We start from the raw sequence: 20,604 nt of genomic DNA on the forward strand, positions 1-20,604 counted from the left end.
GCTAATCTGACGGGTAGTCAGCTAATGCCGGGACACTGGTTCTCGGGTACGGAGGCCTGCTGTGCGCGATGACGTGGATGTGTGCGGAGACGTGGGTGGGCGCGGTGACGTGGAATGGGGGACCGTTCCGGGGCTGGTCCGCTCGGCGGCCCGGCGGTTCGGCGGGGTCGAGGCCGTCGTCGACGGGCGTACGCGGGTGTCGTACGCGGAGCTGGGCGCGCGGGTGGAGCGCGCGGCGGCGGCGTGCGTCGCGAACGGGGTCCGGGTCGGCGACCGGGTCGCCCTCTGGGCGCCGAACTCCCTCGACTGGATCGTCTCCGCGCTGGGCGCGGTCTCGGCGGGCGCGGTGCTCGTGCCGCTGAACACCCGCTTCAAGGGCGGCGAGGCGGTGGACGTGCTCGTGCGCAGCCGGGCGAAGCTGCTGTTCATCACCGGGACGTTCCTGGGGACGTCGTACGTGGCCTCGCTGCGGCGGGCGGCGGGCGGGACGGTGGTGGGGGAGTGCGAGGGCGGTCCGCCCGCGAGGCCGGGGCCGTTGCCGGGGGCGCCGTGTCTGGAGCAGGTGGTCGTCCTCTCCGACGACGCCCCCGCCGACTTCCGCACCTGGAAGGACTTCCTCGCGAGCGGCGACGGGGTGGGGGAGGGGGTGGTGCGGGAGCGGTCGGAGGCACTGACCGGTGACTCCCCGTCCGACATCATCTTCACCTCCGGCACCACCGGCCGCCCCAAGGGCGCGGTCATCACCCACGCGCAGACCCTGCGGGCGTACGAGGTATGGAGCGAACTGGCCGGGCTCCGGCAGGGCGACCGCTACCTCATCGTGAACCCCTTCTTCCACACCTTCGGCTACAAGGCGGGCGTGATCGCCTGCCTCATGCGGGGCGCGACGATGATCCCGCAGCCGGTGTTCAACGTGGAGACGGCGATGGCCAACGTGGCGGCGGAACGCGTCTCCGTCCTCCCCGGCCCGCCCACCCTCCACCAGTCCCTCCTGGACCACCCCGCCCGCGACGACTACGACCTGAGCGCCCTGCGCCTGGTCGTGACGGGCGCGGCGGTGGTGCCGCTCCAACTGGTCGAACGGCTGCGGGCGGAGCTTCGGGTGGACACCGTCCTGACGGCGTACGGCCTCTCCGAGGCCTCCGGCATCGTCACGATGTGCCGACGCGGCGACGAGCCGTCGGTGATCGCGTCCACGTCGGGCCGGGCGATCCCGGGGACGGAGGTGCGGGTCGTCGGCCCGTCGGGGAAGGCGTTGCCGCCCGGCTCCCCGGGCGAAGTCCTCGTCCGCGGCTTCAACGTCATGCGGGGCTACTTCGAGGATCCCGCCGAGACCGCCCGCGCCGTCACGGCCGACGGCTGGCTCCGCACCGGTGACGTCGGCGTCCTCGACCACGACGGCAACCTCCGTATCACCGACCGCATCAAGGACATGTTCATCGTCGGTGGGTTCAACGCGTACCCGGCCGAGATCGAGCAACTCCTCGGCCTCCACCCGGACGTGGCCGACGTGGCGGTCATCGGCGTCCCGGACGCCCGGCTGGGCGAGGTCGGCAAGGCATACGTCGTACGCCGGCCCGGTGCGACCCTGACCTCCGACGACCTCATCGCCTGGTCCCGGCGCGAGATGGCCAACTACAAGGTGCCGAGGGCGGTGGACTTCGTGGGCGAGCTGCCGCGGAACGCGAGCGGGAAGGTGGTGAAGGGGGAGCTGCGGGGGCGGTGAGGGGCGGGCTCTCCGCACAGGTCACTCACGGTTCAGCGACTTCCGTGCGGCGGAGTGCAGATCGTGGATCTCGTCCATCGCCTCGCGCCAGGCGGGATCGTCGTGGTCGACGGTCCGTGCGGTGTGCTCGGCGGCGCGCAGTCGCGCGGCGGAGGCGGGGATTCTGGCGATCTCGATGGCCACGGCCCACGTTTCGAGGAACCGGGTGATCGGGCCGAGACTGCCTGTGCGGGCCGCCAGGGTGATGGCCTCGTCCTTCTGCCGTTCCATCTCGCCCAGGCGGTGAGGCGCCACCTGTTCCAGGGCCGCACGCAGCGCGGGCGGTGTTCTCTCCGGCCGTGAGGCGACGGGAGCACCGGGTCCGACATGCGCTGCGATCATCCTGGTCCTCCCCTGGTCGTGCAGGCTCCTGCCGGGGGTCCGCCGAGGCTCCCGGGCGGCCGGCCCCCGGACACGCCTCGGCCGCGGTGGCTCCCCCTCCGCGCCACCGCGGCCGATCCCGTGGGAATGAAAGTCTGGCGTTGGCCCTACTTGCCGCTGTCGAGGTCGAGAGCGGGCGGGGCGGGCATGCTGTTGTCCATCGTCGTGATGGCCTCGGACTTGGCCGGCTCGCTGGGCATGCTGTTGTCCAGCGGCTTGACGATCGGGTTCTTCGGCGGCGTGGGCATGCTGTTGTCCATCGTCGTGATGGTCTCGGCCTCGGACTTGGCCGGCTCGCTGGGCATGCTGTTGTCCAGCGTGGTGAGGTCCGCGTCCGTCTTCTTGTCGCTCATGGCCTGAGTTCCTCTGCTGTGGTGACTAGTCAGGAACGCCCGTCCGGAGACTCCCCCGAGGGCCGCCGGACGGGCGATGCGGAGCCACATCCCAACTGGTTGCGCCCCCGTTCAGACCGCCTGCCCCCCGACACGACGGTCTGGCAAGAAAGAGAGTGCCGGGCGGAGATAAACGAATGCTGAACGTCCGCAACAGTCTGGCGCGCGCCCGCCGCCCCGTGCCCTCCTGGTGCCCGCGACCGTGCCCGTCCCTCAGGTCGCGGCCGCCGGGGCGATCAGTGTGCGTACGGCCGTCGCCTCCTCGGCGGCGCCGCTCTGCTCGTAGAGGTTGATCGCGTCCCGCCAGCAGGCCTTCGCCCGGTCCGTCTGGCCCAGCGTGGACAGGGCCCGTCCGAGGAGCGTCACGATGTGACCGCGCATCCGGTCGCCGCCGACACAGCCCAGAGCGAGGGCCTGTTCGGCGTGCTGGGCGGCGCGCGCGGGACGTTGCGCGGCGAGATGCACCTCGGCCTTGCGGAAGTGCGTGTTGCCTTCCCAGAGCCGCTGCCGGTGCTCGGCGAAGATGCCCTCCGCGTCCGAGAACTGTTCGAGCGCCTCGGCGTGCCGTCCCGCACTGGTCAGCGCGAGGCCGAGAGCGAGATGGGCGTTGGCGCGTCGCATCGGCCGGCCCATCTCGGTGTGCACGTCGAGGCTGTGCCGCGCGATGTCGATCGCCCTGGCGACGTTGCCCATGCCCAGATGGGCGCGGGAGAGATTGGCCAGCGTCACCGCCTCGTTGAGCCGGTTGCCGGCCGCCCGGTAGCCCTCGATCGCCTGCTCCAGGAAGGTCTTGCCGTCCGCGTACCGGCCCTGGTGCATGGAGATGAGACCCCGGTCGTTCGCCACCCAACTGGCGGCGACGTCCTGCGCGGAGGCCGTGAGATCCATGGCGAGCCGGGCCTGGTCCCCCGCCTGCTGGATGCGGCCGGACACCAGTAAAACGTTGGTCAGCATCGTCCGCGCCCGCCCCTCCGCCCGTACGTCCGCCGCCGCCCGCGCCGCGTCGCACATCGCGCGCGCGGTCGTCTCGTACTGGTGGGAGTTGGCGCCGGACTCGGTGAGGTCCTTGGCCGCCCAGAGCAGGTCGACGGCGCGGCGCAGCCGGTCCGTGCCCGCGGACTGCCGTACGCAGGCCAGCAGGCAGGCCGCCTCGTTGTAGAGCCAGTCGAGGGCGGCGGAGCCCTCGGTGAAGCGCAGGCCCGGATACTCGGTGGGCTCCAGGTGGTCCACCAGCCGGTCCCCCGGCCGCTCGATCGCGTACACCTCCGCCGCCGTCGCCAGATAGAAGTCCAGCAGCCGCGACATCGCCGCCTCCCGCCCCCACTGCCCGAAAGGCGTGTGAGACGCCCCCATGCTCGGCGGCTGTTCGTCCCGTTCGGCGCATGCACGCGCGTAGAGGCGTACGAGGTCGTGGAAGCGGTAGCGGCCCGGGGCCGCGGATTCCAGTAAAGACGTGTCGACGAGGATCTCCAGGACGTCCTCGGCTTCCTCCGGCGGCAGGTCCAGTACGGCGGCCGCGGCGGCCAGGGAGATGTCCGGCCCGTCCGCGAGGCCGAGGAGGCGGAAGGCGCGGGCCTGGGCGGGCTCCAACTGGCCGTAGCCCAGCTCGAAGGTGGCCTTCACCGCCAGGTCGCCGGCCTGCAGCTCGTCCAACCTGCGCCACTCATCGGCGAGTTTGGCGGCCAGGACGGACACCGTCCACGTTCTGCGCGCCGCCAGGCGGGACGCGGCGATGCGGATGGCGAGGGGCAGGAAACCGCAGGCCGCGACGACGTCGAGCGCGGCCTTGCGTTCCGCCGCGACGCGCTCCTCGCCGACGATCTTCGTGAAGAGCTGGAGGGCCTCGTCGGGGGACATCACGTCGAGGTCGACGAGGTGGGCCCCGGCCAGGTCCACCATGCGCACCCGGGCCGTGACGAGGGCCGCGCAGCCCGCCGTGCCGGGCAGCAGTGGCCGTACCTGGGCCGCGTCCCGCGCGTTGTCGAGCAGGACCAGGACCCGGCGACCGTCCAGGACCGACCGGTACAGCGCGGCCCGCTCCTCCAGGGAGTCGGGGATCGCGGAGTCGGCCGTGCCCAGCGCCCGCAGGAACGAGCCGAGGACCGTCTCCGGTTCGGCGGGGCGGGAGCCCGCGCCCTGGAGGTCGACGTACAGCTGGCCGTCCGGGAAGGCCGACCGGGCCTGATGAGCCACATGCACCGCGAGGGTCGTCTTGCCGACGCCGCCGATGCCCGCCAGTGCGGACACGGCCATCACCTGGCCGTCGGCGCCGGACGCCTCCGCCAGCACCTTGCTCAGGTCGCCGACGAAGGCGGCACGGCCGGTGAAGTCCGGGACGGTGGCGGGGAGTTGGGCGGGAAGGACGGGGGTGGCGGCGGGCTCGGGGGCGAGGGGAGCGGAGGGTTCCGCGAGGCGCGGGTCCGCTTGCAGGATGCGCTGTTGCAACTCCCGCAGACCAGGGCGCGGGTCCACACCGAGTTCGTCGGCGAGGAGGCGGCGCGTGTCGGCGTACACCGCGAGGGCCTCCGCCTGCCGTCCGCTGCGGTACAGCGCCAGCATCAGCAGTTCGCGCAGCCGTTCCCGCAAAGGGTGCGCGGCGGTGAGGGCGGTCAGCTCGGACACCGCCTCCGCGTGGCAGCCCTGCTCCAGGTCCATGTCCATTCGGGTCTCGACCAGTTGGAGACGCCACTCTTCGAGGCGGGCCCGCTGCGTCTCCGCGTACGGCCCCGGAACGCTCGCCAGGACCTCCCCGTCCCACAGCCCCAACGCCTTGTTCAGCAGATGGCGGGCATGACACAGATCCCCGGAGCTCTTGGCCTTCTCGGCGTCGGTCGCCAGTTCCTGGGCCACGGCGAGGTCCAGCGCGCCGCCGGACAGCGCGCGGACCGCGTAACCGCCGGACTCGCTGACCAGTACGCCGGGGGAGAGCGCCTTGCGCAGCCGCGAGGCGTACGTCCGTACGGCGGCCAGCGCCTGCGACGGCGGATCGTCGCCCCACAGTGCGTCGATCAGCTCGCTCGCGGTGGCCGTGCGTCCCTCACGCAGCAACAGCGCGGCCAGCAGGGCACGTTGCTGGGGCGAACCGGTGGCCAGAGGCTCGGCGCCGCGCCAGGCCCGTACGGGTCCGAGCACGCTGAAGCGCAGCTCGGCCGAGGCCTGGGGGTCCGGTTCCGGAGTCCCGGCGTCCACGGCAACCCTTTGCTCCGGCACTCGCGGCACACCGATCTCCGGCACTCCCGGTTCACCGCCCATCGACGCCCCCTAAGGCCTCCCTGACAACCAGGCCAGTTTGCCTTGTTCATGGCAGATCCGTCAGCCGTGCGAGAGCTCGATCACAGGTAGCCACGCGGGATATCACCAGGTCCACACAAGCTCTCCGCGCACATGCGCGCCCCGATGTCCGTCCGGCGCCTGGCGTGTCCCGCCGGGAAGCGCCCGCCGGAGAGCCGTACAGATTACTGACGGGTCGTCAGATCGGCGCTACCGTGACGGACATGGACACCTTGGAGACGAGCGCCACGGATGCCACCACCACCCCCGTCCCGCCCTTCCCGAAGATCATCTCCGTCGACGACCACACGGTGGAACCCCCGAACGTCTGGCAGGACCGGCTCCCGAAGAAGTACCGGGACACAGGCCCCCGCGTGGTCCGCGCGCCGCTGAAGGAGATGACGTTCCTCGGCGGCCGCTTCAAGCCCGTGATGGGCGCCCCCGGCGACGACGGCCCGATCGGCGACTGGTGGGTCTACGAGGACCTGCACCGCCCGCTGACCCGCCTCGACACCGCCGTCGGCTACTCCAGGGACGAGATCAAGCTGGAGATCATCACGTACGAGCAGATGCGCCCCGGCTCGTACGACGTCCCGCAGCGCCTCGCGGACATGGACGTCAACCACGTCCAGTCGGCCCTCTGCTTCCCGACCTTCCCGCGCTTCTGTGGCCAGACGTTCACGGAGGCCGCGGACCACGAGCTGGGGCTGCTCGGCGTCCGGGCGTACAACGACTGGATGGTGGAGGAGTGGTGCGGTCCGCAGGCGCGGGGCCGGCTGATCCCGCTCACCCTCGTCCCGCTCTGGGACGCGGAGTTGGCGGCGGCGGAGGTACGTCGCAACGCGGCCCGGGGGGTCCGCGCCGTGGCCTTCTCGGAGATACCCCCGCACCTCGGTCTGCCCTCCGTCCACACCGACGACTGGGACCCCTTCCTCGCCGCCTGCGACGAGACCGGCACGGTCGTGGCCATGCACATCGGTTCGTCGAGCCGTATGCCGTCCACCTCCGCCGACGCGCCGCCCGCCGTCGGCTCCACGATCACCTTCGCCAACTGCTGCTTCTCGATGGTCGACTGGCTGATGAGCGGCAAGTTCGAGCGCTTCCCCAACCTCAGGGTCATGTACGCCGAGGGCCAGATCGGCTGGATCCCGTACATCCTGGAGCGCGCGGACGTCGTCTGGGAGGAGAACCGGGGCTGGGGCGGCGTCGCCGACAAGGTCCACCGCCCGCCGTCGGAACTCTTCGCCGACCACGTCTACGGCTGCTTCTTCGACGACGCGTTCGGGCTCCGCAACCTGGACGCGATAGGCGTCGGCAACGTCCTCTACGAGACCGACTACCCCCACTCCGACTCCACCTGGCCCGAGTCGAGGCAGGTCGGCGAGGCCCAGATGGGGCACCTGGACCCGGACGTGGTGGACCGGATCGTGCGGCGGAACGCGATCGAGTTGCTGGGGCTTACGGAGGAGGGGCTGTGGGCGGGGCCTTGAGCGATGGATGGGGGGTAAGTACGACACTCGTGTGAACTGTCGGGTCATCGGATATCGTGAACGCTCTTGGGGGGGCCGAGTGCGTTGCGACTGTCCCCGTGCCGGTTTGCGCAGAGGATTCGGGGGCGTCAGTTGCCGTACACCGCAGAGATCAGCCGGACCAACCCCGGGTGCTTCATCTTTCTCGTGGACCAGTCCGCCTCGATGAGCGACCCCATGGGTGGCGGTGAGGTGACGCGGCAACGGGCCGAAGTCGTGTCGGACGCCATCAACCGACTGCTGACCGAGCTGTCGGTCAAGTGCGCCAAGGAGGAAGGCGTACGCGACTACTTCCATGTCGCGGTGATCGGATACGGCCACAGCCACGTCGGATCCGCGTTCCAGGGCGAGCTGGCAGGCCGCGACCTCGTTCCGCTGAGCGAGGTCGCGAACAATCCGGCCCGGGTGGAGAGCCGTGCCAAGAAGGTTCCGGACGGCGCGGGCGGACTGGTCGAGACGTCCGTGCAGTTCCCGGTGTGGATGGATCCGGTGACCAATGGCGGTACGCCCATGACCAGGGCCCTCGGCTACGCGGATTCGCTCGTGGCCAACTGGGTCGAGGCGCACCCTGGCGGCTTCCCGCCGATCGTCCTCAACCTCACGGACGGCGAGTCCACCGACGGCGACCCGACCAGCGCGGCCATCGGACTCGCCTCGCACTCCACGGCCGACGGAGCGGTGCTTCTGTTCAACCTCCACGTGTCCGGCAGCGGCGGTACGCCCATCACGTTTCCGGACAGCGAGGAGAGCCTGCCGGACACCTACGCACGCCTGCTGTTCCAGATGTCGAGCGTCCTCCCCAGCCATATGCGCTCCTACGCCGCCTCGCAGGGCCATCGCGTCAGCGAGGCCACCCGGGGCTTCGTCTACAACGCCGACATCGTCAACATCGTGGAGTTCCTGGACATCGGTACGCGGGCGACGGAGCTGCGCTGACCATGGCGGACCTCCTGGTGCTGCCGGAGTGGCAGCTGCTGCGCGTGCCCAAGGCCGGCAGCCGGATCGAGGAGTGTGAGGACGCCGGTCGCGTCTGGGACGGTGATCCGCACTTCGACGGCGAAGGGCGGACCGTGGCCTCGCTGTACGCCGCCGTGTCGGACGGCGCCTCGGAGAGCCTGCTCGCCGGTGCCTGGGCCGACCGGCTCGCCAACGACACCGTCGAGTCCATGACTCTGGCCGGTGACTGGTGGCGGGACCTCAGCGGGTTCGTCGGCGACCTCATGTCCCGTTCGGCGATCCGTTGGGACGCCTTCCTCACCTGGTACCAGGACGACCGTGCCGCCCGGGGGCGGCCCATCACCTGGTACGAGCAGCCAGGCCTCGAAAAGGGCGCCTTCGCCACCGTACTGGGGGCCGAGATCCGGGTGACCGTGGCGGACGGCGGTGACGTACGCCGGGATTGGTACGCCTTCGCTCTCGGCGACAGCTGCCTCTTCCACATACGGGACGGTCATGTGCATGGCGCCTTTCCGCTCGCGGCCGTCGAGGACTTCGGCATCACTCCACAGCTCCTCGGCAGCCGCAACCACGACGTGGCGCTGGTCACCGACCGTGTAACCGTCGCCCAGGGCGAACTCCTCCCCGGCGACGAAGTGCTTCTGGCGAGTGATGCGTTGGCGGCCTGGCTGCTCACCCCGGACAACGAGTCGACTGCGCCGGGCAAGCGGTTGGCCCGGCTCGTGGACCTCGGCGAGGAGTCCTTCGAGGAGTGGGTGAACGATCAGCGGGCGCGCTCTCGCATGCGCAACGACGATGTCACCCTCATCCGGATGAGGGTGAGAGCGGAGGCGTGATGGCGGTCTCCCAAAGCGGCGGATCCGCCGCCGGAACCGGAGCGGTCAGAAAGTTCCCGACGGGCGCGAACTACTCGCAGGCCCTGCAACACCCGCAGCTGTGCTTCCGCGACCCCGACCTCAAGCACGGCACGGTGCAGCAGAGTCTCGTAGTCGGACTGGGACCTAAGGCCATCTCCGGCAACTTCGCCAGCGTCTTTTCGGTCACGGCCCCGGACGGACAGCGGTACGCCCTGAAGTGTTTCACCAGGGACAGCACGGCCCTCACCCAGCGGTACCTGGCGATCAGCTCCGCCCTGGGCGGTCTCGACATCGGCGCACTGTCGCAGCCGTGGTCCGTGGGGTTCGAGTTCCTGGAAGAGGGAGTGCTGGTCGAGGGGCAGTGGTACCCCGTGGTCAAGATGGCCTGGGTCCAGGGCACCGGCCTCATCGGCTGGCTCGAAGGCCACGTCGACGACACAGTCGCCGTACGGGCGCTGGCCGACCGGTTTCTGGCCCTGGTGGGCGACCTCGACCGAGCCGGAATCGCCCACGGAGACCTCCAGCACGGCAACATCCTGGTGGCTTCCGACGGAACCCTCCGCCTCGTCGACTACGACGGCATGTACGTGCCGGCTCTCAAGGGCGAGAAGGCGACGGAGAACGGCCACCGCAACTACCAGTCCCCGTCCCGCTCGGCGGCCGACTACGGCCCCTCCATGGACCGCTTCTCCGCCTGGATCATCCAGCTCTCCCTCTTCGCCGTCGCGGCCGACCCCGGACTGTGGCGTCAACTGCACGACCCTCAGGGTGAGTACCTCATCCTCTCCGAGGCCGACTTCACCGAGCCCGCCATGTCCCTGGCCTGGCCGATGCTGCTCGGCCACCCCGACGAGCGGGTACGGGCCGTTGCCACCCAGGTCAAGAAGCTGCTGGGCAAGCCGTGTTCGGCCCTCCCGGCGCTGACGCCGGACGCGGTGTCGGTTCCCTCACCACGGTCGGTGCCGGGCAGTAGGAAGGGCAGGAGCGCAAGCCAGCGTCTGGCCCAGGCACTGGCGACGACGGCCGGGCCGTCGCCCAGCGGGGTCCCGGCCTGGATGTCGGGCCACATCCCGGCGGCTGCGGCGGATCCGACGGGCCCGGTCGCCGCGCTCGGGCCCAGCACTGGGTTCGTCGGGCGGCGCGCGCGCGACCTGGTCGTGGCGGCCTCCGCCCTGCTCACCACCTCGACACCGGTGGCCCTGGCCGTCGTCTCCGCCCCGCCCGACGGCTACCTGCCCATCGCCCAGGGGGCCGCCCTCGCCGTGTCCGCGGCCGCGATCGGTCTGGGGCGGCGACTGCGCCCTGAGTACCGCACCGCGAAGGCGCGAGTCGGTGAACTACGTCTACGGGCACGGGAGCTGAAGGGCCCGGCCGCCTCCCACCAGAGCCTGGCGAAGGAGATCCGCAAGCTGGACGACTCGGCGGCGAAGGACGCCGTCGCCTCGGACCGGCGCCTCCAGTCACTTCAGACGGAACTTCGGGACGGTCTGGCGCGCATTACGGTGGAGCTGAACCGCCGCACAAGCCAGATGCAAAAGGCACTTGTCGCACTACCGGCCGAGGAGGCGCGTCGCATCGCCGCCGCGCTGGAGCCGGCGATCAGGGCGCACATCCAAGACAGGTTGCGCAGGACCTCGATCCAAGAGGCACGCTCGCTCACTAATATGGGCGCCAAGATGGTCCAGGCGTTGTCCGACGCGGGCATTCGGACCGCGGCCGACTTCACGGGCACGGGCGTCACCCAGAACCAGACCTACCTCGTGGGCGCGAGCGGCCAGTGGATCCGCGTACCGGGTATCGGCGCGGCTCGGGCCACCACCTTGGAGACATGGCGCAGGAACCTGGAGCAGCGCGCCCGTGCCACCGCGCCCACCAAGGTGCCGTCCCAGATCATGGCAGGCATCCGGAACGACTTCGCCACCCGTCGCAGGGACCTGAACACCCAGGTAAAGCAGGCTGAAACGAATGCCCAGCAGAGCCGGGACGCCCTCCAGAAGAGGACAGCCGACGAACGGCAGCGGCTCGCCACCGAGCGCCAGCAGCGGGGCGTGGACGTTCAGCGCATGCGGGCCGAACTCATCCAGCGCCAGAAGCGGCTGGCCGGTGCCGAGGCGGAACTGGCACGGGTGAAGTCAGAACTGGCCCAAGCGCGTGCGGTGACCCGGCGTTCTCTGAGCATTCGTCGCTACGTGAAGTTGCTGGCAACCGGTGGATGAGTCGGTCGGATGCGGCGCTCACCGAGAGGGATCGAGGCGCGCCTCACCCGCGTCGACGACGGTCGAGGCACTCGTCCAACCCGAATACCTACGAGAGATGGGCCGCTCCCTCCCGCCGACCGAAACGACTCCCCCGTACCCCCACAACGACGGCCCCGCCCCCCTTGTCTGACGGCTCGTCAGCTAAGACGATGAGGGCGCCTGATTCCATCAGCCGGAGGAGCGGCCGTGCGATCACTGCGGGAAGGCCGACTGGCCTACGGGATGCAGCTCCCCGTCCAGTCGCAGAGCACTCTCTACGCCGAGCCCTGGGAGGCGGACGCCGGGCCCCAGGATCTGGCTGAGATCGCGCGGGCCGCCGACCGGGCGGGCTTCGCGTACGTCGCCGCCTGCGACCACGTGGCCATCCCGCGCCGCCTAGCGCCCGCAATGAGCACGGTCTGGTACGACCCGGTCGCCACGCTCGCCTACCTGGCCGGCGTCACCGAACGGGTCTGGCTGCTCAGCCATGTCGCGGTCGTCGGCCTGCGCCACCCGCTCCTCACGGCCAAGCAGTACGCCACCCTCGACCACCTCTCCGGCGGCCGGCTGATCCTCGGCGTGGGCGCCGGGCACGTACGGGAGGAGTTCGAGGCGCTCGGCGTCGACTTCGACCGCCGGGGAGCCGTCCTGGACGAGTGTGTGGACGCGCTGCGGGCGGCTCTCGGCCCGGACGAATTCCCCTCCCATCATGGCAAGGTGTACGACTTCGAGGGGCTGGGCCAGCGCCCCCGCCCGGCCCAGGAGCGTGTCCCGATGTGGGTGGGCGGCTCGTCCCCCGCCGCCGTCCGCCGGGCCGCCGTCCGCGGCGACGGCTGGCTTCCCCAGGGCGACCCCCGCGACCGACTGCCGGCCCAGATCACCCGGCTCCGGCGCCTACGGGAGGAGGCCAGAGTCACCGACCCCTTCACCATCGGCGCGATCGCGGAGCCGCTGTACGTGGGCGAGCCGGGCTGGAACGTTGGCCGTCGCACGCTCACCGGCCACCCGGAGGCCCTCGCGGAGTCGTTGCGGGAGTACGGGGCGATGGGGGTGGACCAGATCCAGGTGCGGTTCCGCAGCCGCAGCCGAAGTGAACTCACGGACCAAATGGGCGAGTTCGGGGCCGAGGTGGGTCCGTTGCTGTAGAAGCCGCCCGCCCTGCCATGGAGGCGTGGAAGGGCAGGCGGCTGATGTGCAGGGCTGGCTACCGGGGTTCTGTTTCCTGCCAGGCCCGGCAACGGGGGCAGCGGCACGGCGGCCACTCGTGCGACTGGGGCAGGCGCTCGGTGTCGTGCTCGCTGGTGACCGTGAGCTGGTGTGTATGGCTGACGGTCTCGCCGTCCGGGTCGATCCGGTAGGTGCGGATGGTCAGTCGGGAGGCCCCGTTCTCGGGATACCGCCCAGCTTTCACCGGGCCCCGTCCGTGCCGGGTGCGTGGTGGCATGGGCACGGGCAGGCGGACATCAGCAGCAGGCCCGTGGCTCCCGGCAGCGGTACGTCGGCCGTCTGACGACACCGCCGGTGCAGGTCCGCGTAGTCGGGCCGCCCGGCGAGCGCGCACTCGGCGGACGGCGCGGCGTCCGCCTCCACCGGGCTCAACACGCCACCGCCCGCTCCGCACCGACGACATGGCGGTCGAGGTCGATCCCGAAGTCGGCGGCGAGCACCAGCGCGAGCCGCCGCCGCGACTGCCGCGCTTGCTCCCGCTCTACGGCGGCGAGGTAGGGGCGGACGAGGGGGGATGCGGCCCCGTCTAGGGGGGTGTCCGTGTCCAGGCTGTACGGGGAGCGTGGGGTGGGGAGTCGAGATACGGCGAGACTGGGGGCCTCGGGCAGAGGCGGTGGGGGGACGGCGGGGCGGGAACCGGCGCGTCGTCTGCCGGTACCGGGCGCGAACATACTCAGCATGCATCGCAAGAGCGCGTGGATAATGCTCATGTCGTCAGCTCCTGTTTAGCTGGTGGCCGTGAACCCCGGGGCTGTGCAAGGCCGCCGGGGTTCTTTACCTGGCGAGCATACGCGTATTCGTGTATTCGCGGTCGTCTGTTTCCGCGAAGGCGCATATGTTCGCATCATGGATCTCGACCGAGCCGTGCCCGTCTGGCCTCAAATCGCGGATGAACTGCGCCGCCGTATCGACGCCGGTGTGTACGCGCCCGGCAGCCGGTTCCCCGCTGTAGTGGACCTGGCCACGGAGTTCGACGTCGCAGCGTCGACCGTGCAGAAGGCTGTGGCCTCCCTCCGCTCGGAGGGCAAGCTCCGTACCGTGCTGGGGCAGGGCTCGTTCGTCGCTGATCGGGAGACGTGACCCACGGCCTGCTGGACCTGGGGTGGCCCTTGGCATGCGCCGACATGCGTCAGCCCAGCGCCTCGATGGCCTTGAGGATCAGAGCGCGAGCCTCCGGCCCGTACACGGCCATGCTGCGCAGTTGCTCGAAAGCCTTCAAGTAGAGGGTGATCTCGTCGGGCTGGGTGATTCTCACGCGAGCTGACACGAGCTCCACGGACACGAGTTCGTCGTCGTAGATGTGGAACGTCTCCCGCGGCCAGTGCACGCGCTCCTGGGTGACCATCGGGATGATGCCGAGCGACACCGACGGCAGGGCTCCGGCTGCGAGGAGGTAGCCGAGTTGCGCGGCCATGGCGTCCGCGTCGGCGATCTGGCAGTGGAGAACGGACTCTTCGACCAGCAGGACGAAACGGCGCCCCGGCTCGTGGATGACGCGCGAGCGCTCGACCCTGGCCCGGGCCGCCTCGGCACTGTCGTCGAAGGGGAGTTCACGGAAGTGGGCGGCCCTGCGCAGTACGCCCGCCGCGTAACCTTCCGTCTGGAGCAGTCCGGGGACGAGGGTGGAGGAGTACACGCGGAACAACGCGGTGCTGTTGAAAATCTGTGCGTAGCTTTCCTGCAGCTGCTTCAGGCCGTTACGGACCTGATGGCGCCACTCTCGGTACATCGACTCGGCGTTCACCGACTGGACGATGAGGTTCTCCGCCTGGTCGTCGGCGTGGACCGCCCCGCACCAGCGGCGGATGTCCTTCGCCGTGGGACCGGTGACCGCGTTCTCGATGCGGGACGTCTTGGAGTGGTGCCAGTCGCACCGGTCGGCCAGCTCGACGACCGTCAATCCCGCCTCCTTGCGGAGGTCGCGCAGGCGCCTGGCGACAGTCTCGCGCGCTGCCTGGGCGGACGAGGACGGGGAGAGGGGCATGAACTGGCCTACCGTGCGTGCTGTCAGCGGATGTCGTACTGGTCGTGTGGAACGGCACGCGCCCACACCGTCGCGAACGCCTCAGAGCACAGCTTGGCGGCTGCCGGGTCGTCGGAGATCTCCTGGCCGGCCGAATGACCGTCGCCGGTAAAGTGATTCCACCGGACCAGCCGCTCGTCGAACAGCCAGAAGTCGTTGCCGGGCAGCGCGATGTCCGAGGCATGTCGGCGCGGCAGCCAGCGTACGTGCTCGCCTGCGGCGATGTTGGTGAACGTGTTCGAGTGCTCGAAGCGGATGTACTCGGTGACCGGCTCGGAGATGATCCGGGCTCGGCGTACGACGATCCCGTGAGAGACCGTCTCCTGGATCAGGTCGAGCCATGGTCGCCACCATGACGCCCGCTTCTCCGGGTCCGTACCCCGCTGGCCTGGCTCGAACAGGTGCGGTCCGGCGGCACGATTGTCACGACTGTCTCCGGGTGGCTGTACGGATCGGGCCTGGTGAAACTGACCGTCGGCGAGGGCGGCACGGCCGAAGGACGGTTTCTGCCCGGCACGGTGTCGTTCATGATTGCCCGTCCGCACGCCGCGCCCTCCCTGTCCGACGTCGCGGATCTGTTGACCCAGGACGCGTACGAGCGCCCGGCATTGGTCGGCCCCGAGGTACTGGCCGACTGGACCACTCAGTTTGTCGCCCAGCTCGCGGTACCGGGCGCCCAGTACATCGGGATGAGCGTGGGCGGCGGCCCGATGCTGGACCACGTGGTCGACCTGGACACGAGGTCGTTCGCCACGCTCGTGCCGGACGGAGAGGGAGGGTTCCTGGTGCGCCAGGGCGGTCCAAAGCGGCTGTGGGACGGCGTCGAAGAGTCGATCGGCGCCTGGCGGAATGCGGGAGCGCCGCCGCAGACCCAGTTCGGCCTGACCGTCACCCCGAACCGTCAGCGCGTCTGGCTCGGCTCCCCCGCAGGACCGGGCTGGGACCTGCCCGACTGATCGCGGCACCAGGCTACGACGCTGAGAGGCCGTCTGTGATGTCCACCGCCCAGTTCCTCTCCCGTGAAGCAGCCGTGGTCGATCAGTTCACAGACCAGGCCGTTTGAAGCTCGGCGCCCAGCTCAGAGGGCTCGGTACGCCCAGATGACGCGATGCCGCCGAAACAGCTCGAAGATTCCGTGACCACCCGCCGCTGTTGTGACAGCTCGCTGCCCCGCGATGCGTTCGCGGGGCCCGCCGCTACCGCGGGCGCATCAGGTGCAGGTCCGCACCCCACGCGTCCAGTACCCGGCCGTGCCCAGCCCGCCGGGCCACGGCCTCGACCTGGGCGAAGAGGTGACGCTGTGACGAGATGTCGCCCGTCCCCGAGATGCAGTTCACGGCGTCGAGGAGCGTGTCGGTGTCCCAGTCGGGCAGCGGGAATCGGGTGAGCTCCCACTCCAGGTACTTGTTGTAGGGGCGGGGGCGGCGGTCCAGGGCGAAGAGCGTCTCCAGCAGGGACCTGACACTGTCGGCGGCGTCGAGGCGGGCCGCGAGCGCCTGCCCGTCGCGGTCGTTCTTGACCGACCGGTAGAGGGAGTTGGCGTAGGCGTCGAGGCACGCCCCCGCCTCCCGGAAGGCATCTTCCGCGTCGAGCCGTGCCTTGTCGGCCAGGATCCGGGCGATGCCTCCGTCGAGCCGGTCCAGCACGACCAGGGCGCGGGCGAGGGCGTACCGCTCGAATCCGGGCATCCCGGCGGCGCGGAACTCGTCGAGGGAGAGGAGGACGAGGTCGAGTTCCGGGGTGCGGTGCCCCGTGAACCGGGTGAGGTCTGTCGTCGCGCCATCGGCGAGGACGACGTACAGATCATGGTCGGAGTACTCGGTGGTCATGCCCTCATGGGCCCGGGAGCCCTTGAGGACGAGGCCGAGGACAGCCGGGTCGGCGGCGGCGAGCTCGACGAACGCGTCGTAGGAAGTGATGGGCCGCTGAGCAGTCATGGCGTGATCTCCGGTGTGGTGGACGACGGGTATGCCAACCGGGCGGCCCCGAGACTCATCGGGGTCACCCGCACCCTCTGCGGTAGCACTCGGCCACCGCCCGGCAGATCAACGCACACCCGGACCCTACCGCCCGCTCACCGCAGAAGCTCCGTACTCGTCCCCACGCCGCCGTCGTGCAGGTCCATGCGTCTTCCTCCCGTCACCGTTGCCACCGTGGGAACGGTCCACCACGCGCGTCGTCTGACCGACTTCTGCATGAACTCTCCTGCCTGGTGCGGGAGTTCGAGGCTGGGCGTTTTCGGCCGTGGCGGTGGACGGGCCGGTGGAACCTGTCTGACAGCTTCGCATTTTGTTATTGAAACTTCGAACAACATGCGCCGGAGTCACGTATGTAGGGGAGTCATGGCTTCGGCGGAAGGACACGCGAGGTGCGATCCCCCCGGCACGTCAGAACGTCCCAGCACGTAGGCACCCCCGTTTCAGCTGTTCCCGCACGTCCCTCCCGTGTTCCGGCACACCCACCCCGCTTGCCGGCACCGTCGTCCCAGGGCCTGTCCGTCGCTCTCGCCTGTGTCGAGGGGGAGTGGCCGCACGACGACTGGCCGGCCCCCGACGACCGGTACGTGACCAGCGCGCTGCACGTCCCGCCGCCCTACCGTGAACTCCGCGAGACCGAGGTGGACGTCGTGGTCCTGCGCTGCGAGGACCCGTCGGTCTCCTTCGCGGTGCTGCTGAAGGCCATGGGATCCATGAGCGCCCCGGTGATCGTCGTCAGCCCCCGCAGGGACCCCGAGGCGGTCGTGGAGGTGTTCCGGGGCGGGGCCGGCTATCTGGTCGAGGGCGACTACTGCACCTGCATGCTCTCCTCCGCGGTCATGGCCGCCACGGTCGGCCACACCTACTTCTCGCCCGTCGCCTGCGCGGCCATCCGGGAAGCGGCCCAGCGTCTGCCGGACCACGGAGAGGCGATGGAGCGACTGCGCTCCCTGCTCTCGCCCCGCGAACGCCAGATCATGGAGCTCCTCTCCACCGGCCTCGGCGCCCAGGAGATCGGGCTGCGCCTCCGGCTGAGCGAGAAGACCGTCCGCAACAACCTCAGCAACGTCTACGCCAAGCTGGATGTCCGGGGAAGTACGGAGGCGGTGCTGAGATGGCTGGGAGCGACCCCCGGAGTTCGCGTATGAGAATGCCTGGTTGAGCGTATTCAGGCACGCATAGAGCCTGTTTGGGAAAGCGCACAATAATCCCCCGCGCATGGCACGGGGGATTACTCGGGTTTCTCCATCCGCTATTGAATGGTGACTTCGGAGAGCGGGACCTCGATGTCGGTCACGTTCGCGCCGCCCTCGTCGAATCCGGGTTCGGCGCGGGCACTGTTCTCGCTGTTGATGATTCCGTTTGCCTGGGGCGTACCGCACTGCACATTGCGCAGCCAGAGCCGGCCGTCGGGCGTTCCGCTGGGCAGGAGCTGAGGATAGAAGACGTGGACGTCGGTGGCCCCCTCGCTGGGGGAGAAGAACACCTTCTGGCCGTCCTGGGCTTCCTTGTAGGTGGCCTTGAGGAAGCCGCTCACGTCGGTGCGCTTGTGGGACCACATGAAGAAGGCGATGTGGTCCGCCTTCACCGTGTCACTCCTGGAGAAGGAGAACGACGACGTGGTGTCGTCGCGCTTGATGTTGAATTCCTGCGTGGCGAACTTGACGCCGATCTCGAAGACAGAGCTCGCCAGCTTCGTACTGCCGTCCGTGTTGAAGCCGTCCTCAAGTTGAATGACGCGTGTCACGGACGCCGTGCCGCTGAAGGTCTTGGTCGCAGCGGTGCTGATCCCGCAGTTGTCCGTGACCGTGGTCACCCGCTCGTTGGGGCCCAGGCTGTTGACCTTGTTCTGGACGTCCACGAACTCGCAGTTCTCCAGCTTGTCCGAGTCCGTACGGCAGTCGGTGGCCACTTCGTCGGGGGTGGCGGCACCCGCGCTGTACATCAGCGGGACGGCCAGTCCGAGGGCGGCGACCGGTGCCAGAACGAGGGTGATGCGCTTCTTCTTGCTGCGGTGGTTGCCGCTGCGCCCGGTGCGTGTCATGTGTGTCTCCTGCAAGGGGGATCGGGGGAGAAGAGCTGGTGGGACGGGTTGTGCCGTGGGGGGAATCCGTAGAGGGAGAAGTCTGTGTGGTGGGCGGGCGTCCTGAGGCCGTCGGCTCTCGGCCTCCGGTCAGCAGTCCTCCAGTACGACCTTGGTGGTGCCGTCCGCGAGTCCGGGCGTGCCCGCGGCGCTCTCCAGGATGACCGGACCCTCGACGACCTCCGGCGCCACGAAGTTCTGCTCTGGGGAGGGGTTCACCGCGAAGCTTCCAGGATCGGCGTCGAGGTGCACCCGCCATTCGCCGGTCATGCGCTGGATCTTCGGCGTGAACGTCACGTGCATGACCTTGCCGACGGGGACTTCCCGCTGTTCCGACTCGCTGGCGGTGGCCGTCTTGACGGTCATGTCCAGCGTGCCCTTGTGCTTCACCCAGCCGCCGCTCAGGGCTCCGAAGAGACCACCGAGGGCGCCCTGCTGGGTCGCGGTGTACTTGCCCTGGCCCTGGCCCACCGCCTTCGAGAACTCGGTGGTCACCTTCGACGGTTCGGTGGCGTTCGGCTCGCAGTTCGGAAAGTCGACGGTGACCTTCTCCGTGGGGCCGTCGAAGGTCTCGAAGTTCGTCTCGACGAAATCACAGGTATCAGACTCGAAACCGTCCCCGAGCCCGCCCTTGAAGTCACTCACGGACTGCTGCTTTCCGTTGAGCTTGGCAGTCCTTTCGCACATCCTCATGATTTGGTCCGGCGTCTTCTCATCGGCCGCGCTGGCCGACGGCAGCAGCACGGCTGCGACAGCCGTGCCGGTCACGAGTGAGGCACCGATCGCCAGGTACCGGACCTTCTTGTTCTTGAAGCGCCGCTTCGCCATGATCGGCTCTTTCCTTGAGGGGGGCTTTACCTTCTGATGACGGATTATTGGGGCTCCGTACATGGCAGGGACAGGGTCAAATGTCCCTACCCATCGGTCACTTGAGATCGCAGTCGCAAGCGTGACGCTCGACAGCTGACGCTTCGTCAGCTAGGGCGGTACGCTGACCTCGGCCAACACCCCGCGAAGGGAGTCCACATGGGCAAGCTCGACGGACGTGTCGTTCTCGTCACAGGCGCCGCGCGCGGCCAGGGGGAGCAGGAGGCCCGGTTGTTCCGGGCGGAAGGGGCCGATGTCGTGGTCGCCGACGTCCTCGACGACCCGGGCGAGACCCTCGCCAAGGAGATCGGTGCGCTCTACGTCCACCTGGACGTGAGCCGCGAGGCCGACTGGACGGCCGCCGTGGCCGCCGCCAAGGGCGCGTACGGCCGCGTCGACGGTCTCGTCAACAACGCCGGTGTCCTGCGCTTCAACTCCCTCGTCGACACCCCCCTCGACGAGTTCATGCAGGTCGTGCAGGTCAACCAGGTCGGTGTCTTCCTCGGCATCAAGACCCTGGCCCCCGAGATCGAGGCGGCCGGCGGCGGCACGATCGTCAACACCGCCTCGTACACGGGGATGACGGGCATGGCGTACGTCGGCGCGTACGCCGCGACCAAGCACGCGATCGTCGGCCTCACCCGTGTCGCCGCGCTGGAGCTGGCCCGCAAGGGCATCCGGGTCAACGCGGTCTGCCCCGGTTCCATCGACACCGCGATGACCGACCCGGGTGACGAGGCGTCCGCCGAGGCCGTCGACAAGCTCTACCGCAAGCGGATCCCGCTCGGCCGGATCGGCCGCCCCGAGGAGGTCGCCCGCCTCGCCCTCTTCCTCTCCTGCGCGGACTCCTCCTACATCACCGGGCAGCCGTTCGTGATCGACGGGGGCTGGCTGGCCGGGGTGAGTCTGTGACCGTACGCGTCCCGATCGCGCACCGCACGCGTCCCGACCGCACGTATCTGACGACACGTCAGCTATTGACGCTCCACGGGGCCGGTGGAACAGTCGGCCGTACCGAGATCTGACGTACTGTCAGAAAC

Annotated in this window: 21 protein-coding genes; 10 read left to right on the forward strand and 11 right to left on the reverse strand. The window is 69.6% G+C overall.

What is annotated here, in order from left to right; translation table 11 throughout:
- Positions 1-61: 61 nt before the first annotated feature.
- Complete coding sequence (locus ACFU53_RS00890) at positions 62-1,726, forward strand: fatty acid--CoA ligase family protein (protein WP_383984365.1); 1,665 nt, start codon at positions 62-64, stop codon at positions 1,724-1,726.
- 21 nt (positions 1,727-1,747) lie between these two features.
- Here ACFU53_RS00890 and ACFU53_RS00895 read toward each other — a convergent pair whose 3' ends face one another.
- The 3 genes from ACFU53_RS00895 to ACFU53_RS00905 form a co-directional block, all read right to left on the reverse strand.
- A complete protein-coding gene (locus ACFU53_RS00895) occupies positions 1,748-2,107 on the reverse strand; it encodes a DUF6247 family protein (RefSeq protein WP_383984368.1) in 360 nt (119 codons plus the stop codon).
- A gap of 146 nt (positions 2,108-2,253) precedes the next feature.
- Positions 2,254-2,499, reverse strand: a complete 246-nt coding sequence (locus ACFU53_RS00900; RefSeq protein ID WP_383984371.1) for a hypothetical protein — start codon at positions 2,497-2,499, stop codon at positions 2,254-2,256.
- 252 nt (positions 2,500-2,751) lie between these two features.
- On the reverse strand, positions 2,752-5,790 hold the full coding sequence (locus ACFU53_RS00905) for a BTAD domain-containing putative transcriptional regulator (protein ID WP_383984374.1): 3,039 nt from the start codon (positions 5,788-5,790) through the stop codon (positions 2,752-2,754).
- 242 nt (positions 5,791-6,032) lie between these two features.
- On the opposite strand from ACFU53_RS00905, the gene ACFU53_RS00910 reads away from it, so the two are divergent.
- The 5 genes from ACFU53_RS00910 to ACFU53_RS00930 all read left to right on the forward strand — a co-directional run bounded on the left by ACFU53_RS00910 (position 6,033) and on the right by ACFU53_RS00930 (position 12,534).
- Entirely contained in the window at positions 6,033-7,298 is a 1,266-nt protein-coding gene (locus ACFU53_RS00910) for an amidohydrolase family protein (RefSeq protein WP_383984377.1), read from the forward strand.
- Positions 7,299-7,430: 132 nt separating this feature from the next.
- Positions 7,431-8,273, forward strand: coding sequence for a vWA domain-containing protein (locus ACFU53_RS00915; RefSeq protein ID WP_383984380.1), 843 nt, complete (start codon positions 7,431-7,433; stop codon positions 8,271-8,273).
- A 2-nt stretch (positions 8,274-8,275) separates the two neighbouring features.
- The gene (locus ACFU53_RS00920) at positions 8,276-9,130 is read left to right on the forward strand and encodes a hypothetical protein (RefSeq protein WP_383984383.1); all 855 of its coding nucleotides are present in this window, start codon (positions 8,276-8,278) and stop codon (positions 9,128-9,130) included.
- Positions 9,130-11,367 carry a hypothetical protein gene (locus ACFU53_RS00925; RefSeq protein WP_383984386.1) on the forward strand — a complete coding sequence of 746 codons (2,238 nt, stop codon included), beginning with the start codon at positions 9,130-9,132 and terminating at the stop codon, positions 11,365-11,367. The genes ACFU53_RS00920 and ACFU53_RS00925 overlap by 1 nt, the downstream gene beginning before the upstream one ends.
- Before the next feature lie 264 nt (positions 11,368-11,631).
- On the forward strand, positions 11,632-12,534 hold the full coding sequence (locus tag ACFU53_RS00930) for a TIGR03619 family F420-dependent LLM class oxidoreductase (RefSeq protein WP_383984520.1): 903 nt from the start codon (positions 11,632-11,634) through the stop codon (positions 12,532-12,534).
- Between the two features lie 58 nt (positions 12,535-12,592).
- Here ACFU53_RS00930 and ACFU53_RS00935 read toward each other — a convergent pair whose 3' ends face one another.
- From ACFU53_RS00935 to ACFU53_RS00945, 3 genes are read right to left on the reverse strand one after another with little or no spacing between them, the layout of a single operon-like run.
- Entirely contained in the window at positions 12,593-12,799 is a 207-nt protein-coding gene (locus ACFU53_RS00935) for a hypothetical protein (protein ID WP_383984389.1), read from the reverse strand.
- The gene (locus tag ACFU53_RS00940) at positions 12,796-12,990 is read right to left on the reverse strand and encodes a hypothetical protein (protein WP_383984392.1); all 195 of its coding nucleotides are present in this window, start codon (positions 12,988-12,990) and stop codon (positions 12,796-12,798) included. Before ACFU53_RS00940 ends, ACFU53_RS00935 begins: the two co-directional genes overlap by 4 nt.
- Positions 12,984-13,325 (reverse strand): hypothetical protein, encoded by a 342-nt coding sequence (locus ACFU53_RS00945; protein WP_383984395.1) that lies wholly within the window; start codon positions 13,323-13,325, stop codon positions 12,984-12,986. Before ACFU53_RS00945 ends, ACFU53_RS00940 begins: the two co-directional genes overlap by 7 nt.
- A gap of 136 nt (positions 13,326-13,461) precedes the next feature.
- Between ACFU53_RS00945 and ACFU53_RS00950 the strand changes: the two genes are divergently transcribed.
- Positions 13,462-13,695: a GntR family transcriptional regulator gene (locus ACFU53_RS00950; protein ID WP_383984398.1), complete on the forward strand. Its 234-nt coding sequence runs from the start codon at positions 13,462-13,464 to the stop codon at positions 13,693-13,695.
- Between the two features lie 49 nt (positions 13,696-13,744).
- Here ACFU53_RS00950 and ACFU53_RS00955 read toward each other — a convergent pair whose 3' ends face one another.
- Positions 13,745-14,599, reverse strand: a complete 855-nt coding sequence (locus ACFU53_RS00955; RefSeq protein WP_383984401.1) for a helix-turn-helix domain-containing protein — start codon at positions 14,597-14,599, stop codon at positions 13,745-13,747.
- 23 nt (positions 14,600-14,622) lie between these two features.
- Positions 14,623-15,183 (reverse strand): DUF6879 family protein, encoded by a 561-nt coding sequence (locus tag ACFU53_RS00960; RefSeq protein ID WP_383984404.1) that lies wholly within the window; start codon positions 15,181-15,183, stop codon positions 14,623-14,625.
- On the opposite strand from ACFU53_RS00960, the gene ACFU53_RS00965 reads away from it, so the two are divergent.
- Positions 15,166-15,594 (forward strand): hypothetical protein, encoded by a 429-nt coding sequence (locus tag ACFU53_RS00965; protein ID WP_383984407.1) that lies wholly within the window; start codon positions 15,166-15,168, stop codon positions 15,592-15,594. The genes ACFU53_RS00960 and ACFU53_RS00965 overlap by 18 nt on opposite strands.
- Before the next feature lie 240 nt (positions 15,595-15,834).
- Here ACFU53_RS00965 and ACFU53_RS00970 read toward each other — a convergent pair whose 3' ends face one another.
- A complete protein-coding gene (locus ACFU53_RS00970) occupies positions 15,835-16,575 on the reverse strand; it encodes a hypothetical protein (protein WP_383984410.1) in 741 nt (246 codons plus the stop codon).
- 530 nt (positions 16,576-17,105) lie between these two features.
- Between ACFU53_RS00970 and ACFU53_RS00975 the strand changes: the two genes are divergently transcribed.
- Positions 17,106-17,762, forward strand: a complete 657-nt coding sequence (locus ACFU53_RS00975; RefSeq protein WP_383984413.1) for a LuxR C-terminal-related transcriptional regulator — start codon at positions 17,106-17,108, stop codon at positions 17,760-17,762.
- A 104-nt stretch (positions 17,763-17,866) separates the two neighbouring features.
- On the opposite strand, the gene ACFU53_RS00980 is transcribed toward ACFU53_RS00975, so the two are convergent.
- Together ACFU53_RS00980 and ACFU53_RS00985 are read right to left on the reverse strand one after the other, a co-directional pair.
- Positions 17,867-18,658: a hypothetical protein gene (locus tag ACFU53_RS00980; RefSeq protein WP_383984416.1), complete on the reverse strand. Its 792-nt coding sequence runs from the start codon at positions 18,656-18,658 to the stop codon at positions 17,867-17,869.
- Between the two features lie 129 nt (positions 18,659-18,787).
- Positions 18,788-19,525 carry a hypothetical protein gene (locus ACFU53_RS00985; RefSeq protein ID WP_383984420.1) on the reverse strand — a complete coding sequence of 246 codons (738 nt, stop codon included), beginning with the start codon at positions 19,523-19,525 and terminating at the stop codon, positions 18,788-18,790.
- Between the two features lie 198 nt (positions 19,526-19,723).
- Here ACFU53_RS00985 and ACFU53_RS00990 point away from each other — a divergent pair, with 198 nt between their 5' ends.
- On the forward strand, positions 19,724-20,476 hold the full coding sequence (locus tag ACFU53_RS00990; RefSeq protein ID WP_383984423.1) for an SDR family NAD(P)-dependent oxidoreductase: 753 nt from the start codon (positions 19,724-19,726) through the stop codon (positions 20,474-20,476).
- Positions 20,477-20,604 lie beyond the last annotated feature (128 nt).

Source organism: Streptomyces sp. NPDC057474 (assembly GCF_042802555.1).
In the GTDB taxonomy this organism is placed as follows: Bacteria; Actinomycetota; Actinomycetes; order Streptomycetales; family Streptomycetaceae; genus Streptomyces.

Bases quoted from the DNA above. Each gene is read 5' to 3' on its own strand.
- ACFU53_RS00895 (WP_383984368.1), bottom strand. From the start codon at position 2,107: ATGATCGCAGCGCATGTCGGACCCGGTGCTCCCGTCGCCTCACGGCCG.
- ACFU53_RS00900 (WP_383984371.1), bottom strand. From the start codon at position 2,499: ATGAGCGACAAGAAGACGGACGCGGACCTCACCACGCTGGACAACAGC.
- ACFU53_RS00905 (WP_383984374.1), bottom strand. From the start codon at position 5,790: ATGGGCGGTGAACCGGGAGTGCCGGAGATCGGTGTGCCGCGAGTGCCG.
- ACFU53_RS00910 (WP_383984377.1), top strand. From the start codon at position 6,033: ATGGACACCTTGGAGACGAGCGCCACGGATGCCACCACCACCCCCGTC.
- ACFU53_RS00920 (WP_383984383.1), top strand. From the start codon at position 8,276: ATGGCGGACCTCCTGGTGCTGCCGGAGTGGCAGCTGCTGCGCGTGCCC.
- ACFU53_RS00925 (WP_383984386.1), top strand. From the start codon at position 9,130: ATGGCGGTCTCCCAAAGCGGCGGATCCGCCGCCGGAACCGGAGCGGTC.
- ACFU53_RS00930 (WP_383984520.1), top strand. From the start codon at position 11,632: ATGCAGCTCCCCGTCCAGTCGCAGAGCACTCTCTACGCCGAGCCCTGG.
- ACFU53_RS00945 (WP_383984395.1), bottom strand. From the start codon at position 13,325: ATGAGCATTATCCACGCGCTCTTGCGATGCATGCTGAGTATGTTCGCG.
- ACFU53_RS00950 (WP_383984398.1), top strand. From the start codon at position 13,462: ATGGATCTCGACCGAGCCGTGCCCGTCTGGCCTCAAATCGCGGATGAA.
- ACFU53_RS00955 (WP_383984401.1), bottom strand. From the start codon at position 14,599: ATGCCCCTCTCCCCGTCCTCGTCCGCCCAGGCAGCGCGCGAGACTGTC.
- ACFU53_RS00965 (WP_383984407.1), top strand. From the start codon at position 15,166: ATGATTGCCCGTCCGCACGCCGCGCCCTCCCTGTCCGACGTCGCGGAT.
- ACFU53_RS00970 (WP_383984410.1), bottom strand. From the start codon at position 16,575: ATGACTGCTCAGCGGCCCATCACTTCCTACGACGCGTTCGTCGAGCTC.
- ACFU53_RS00980 (WP_383984416.1), bottom strand. From the start codon at position 18,658: ATGACACGCACCGGGCGCAGCGGCAACCACCGCAGCAAGAAGAAGCGC.
- ACFU53_RS00985 (WP_383984420.1), bottom strand. From the start codon at position 19,525: ATGGCGAAGCGGCGCTTCAAGAACAAGAAGGTCCGGTACCTGGCGATC.
- ACFU53_RS00990 (WP_383984423.1), top strand. From the start codon at position 19,724: ATGGGCAAGCTCGACGGACGTGTCGTTCTCGTCACAGGCGCCGCGCGC.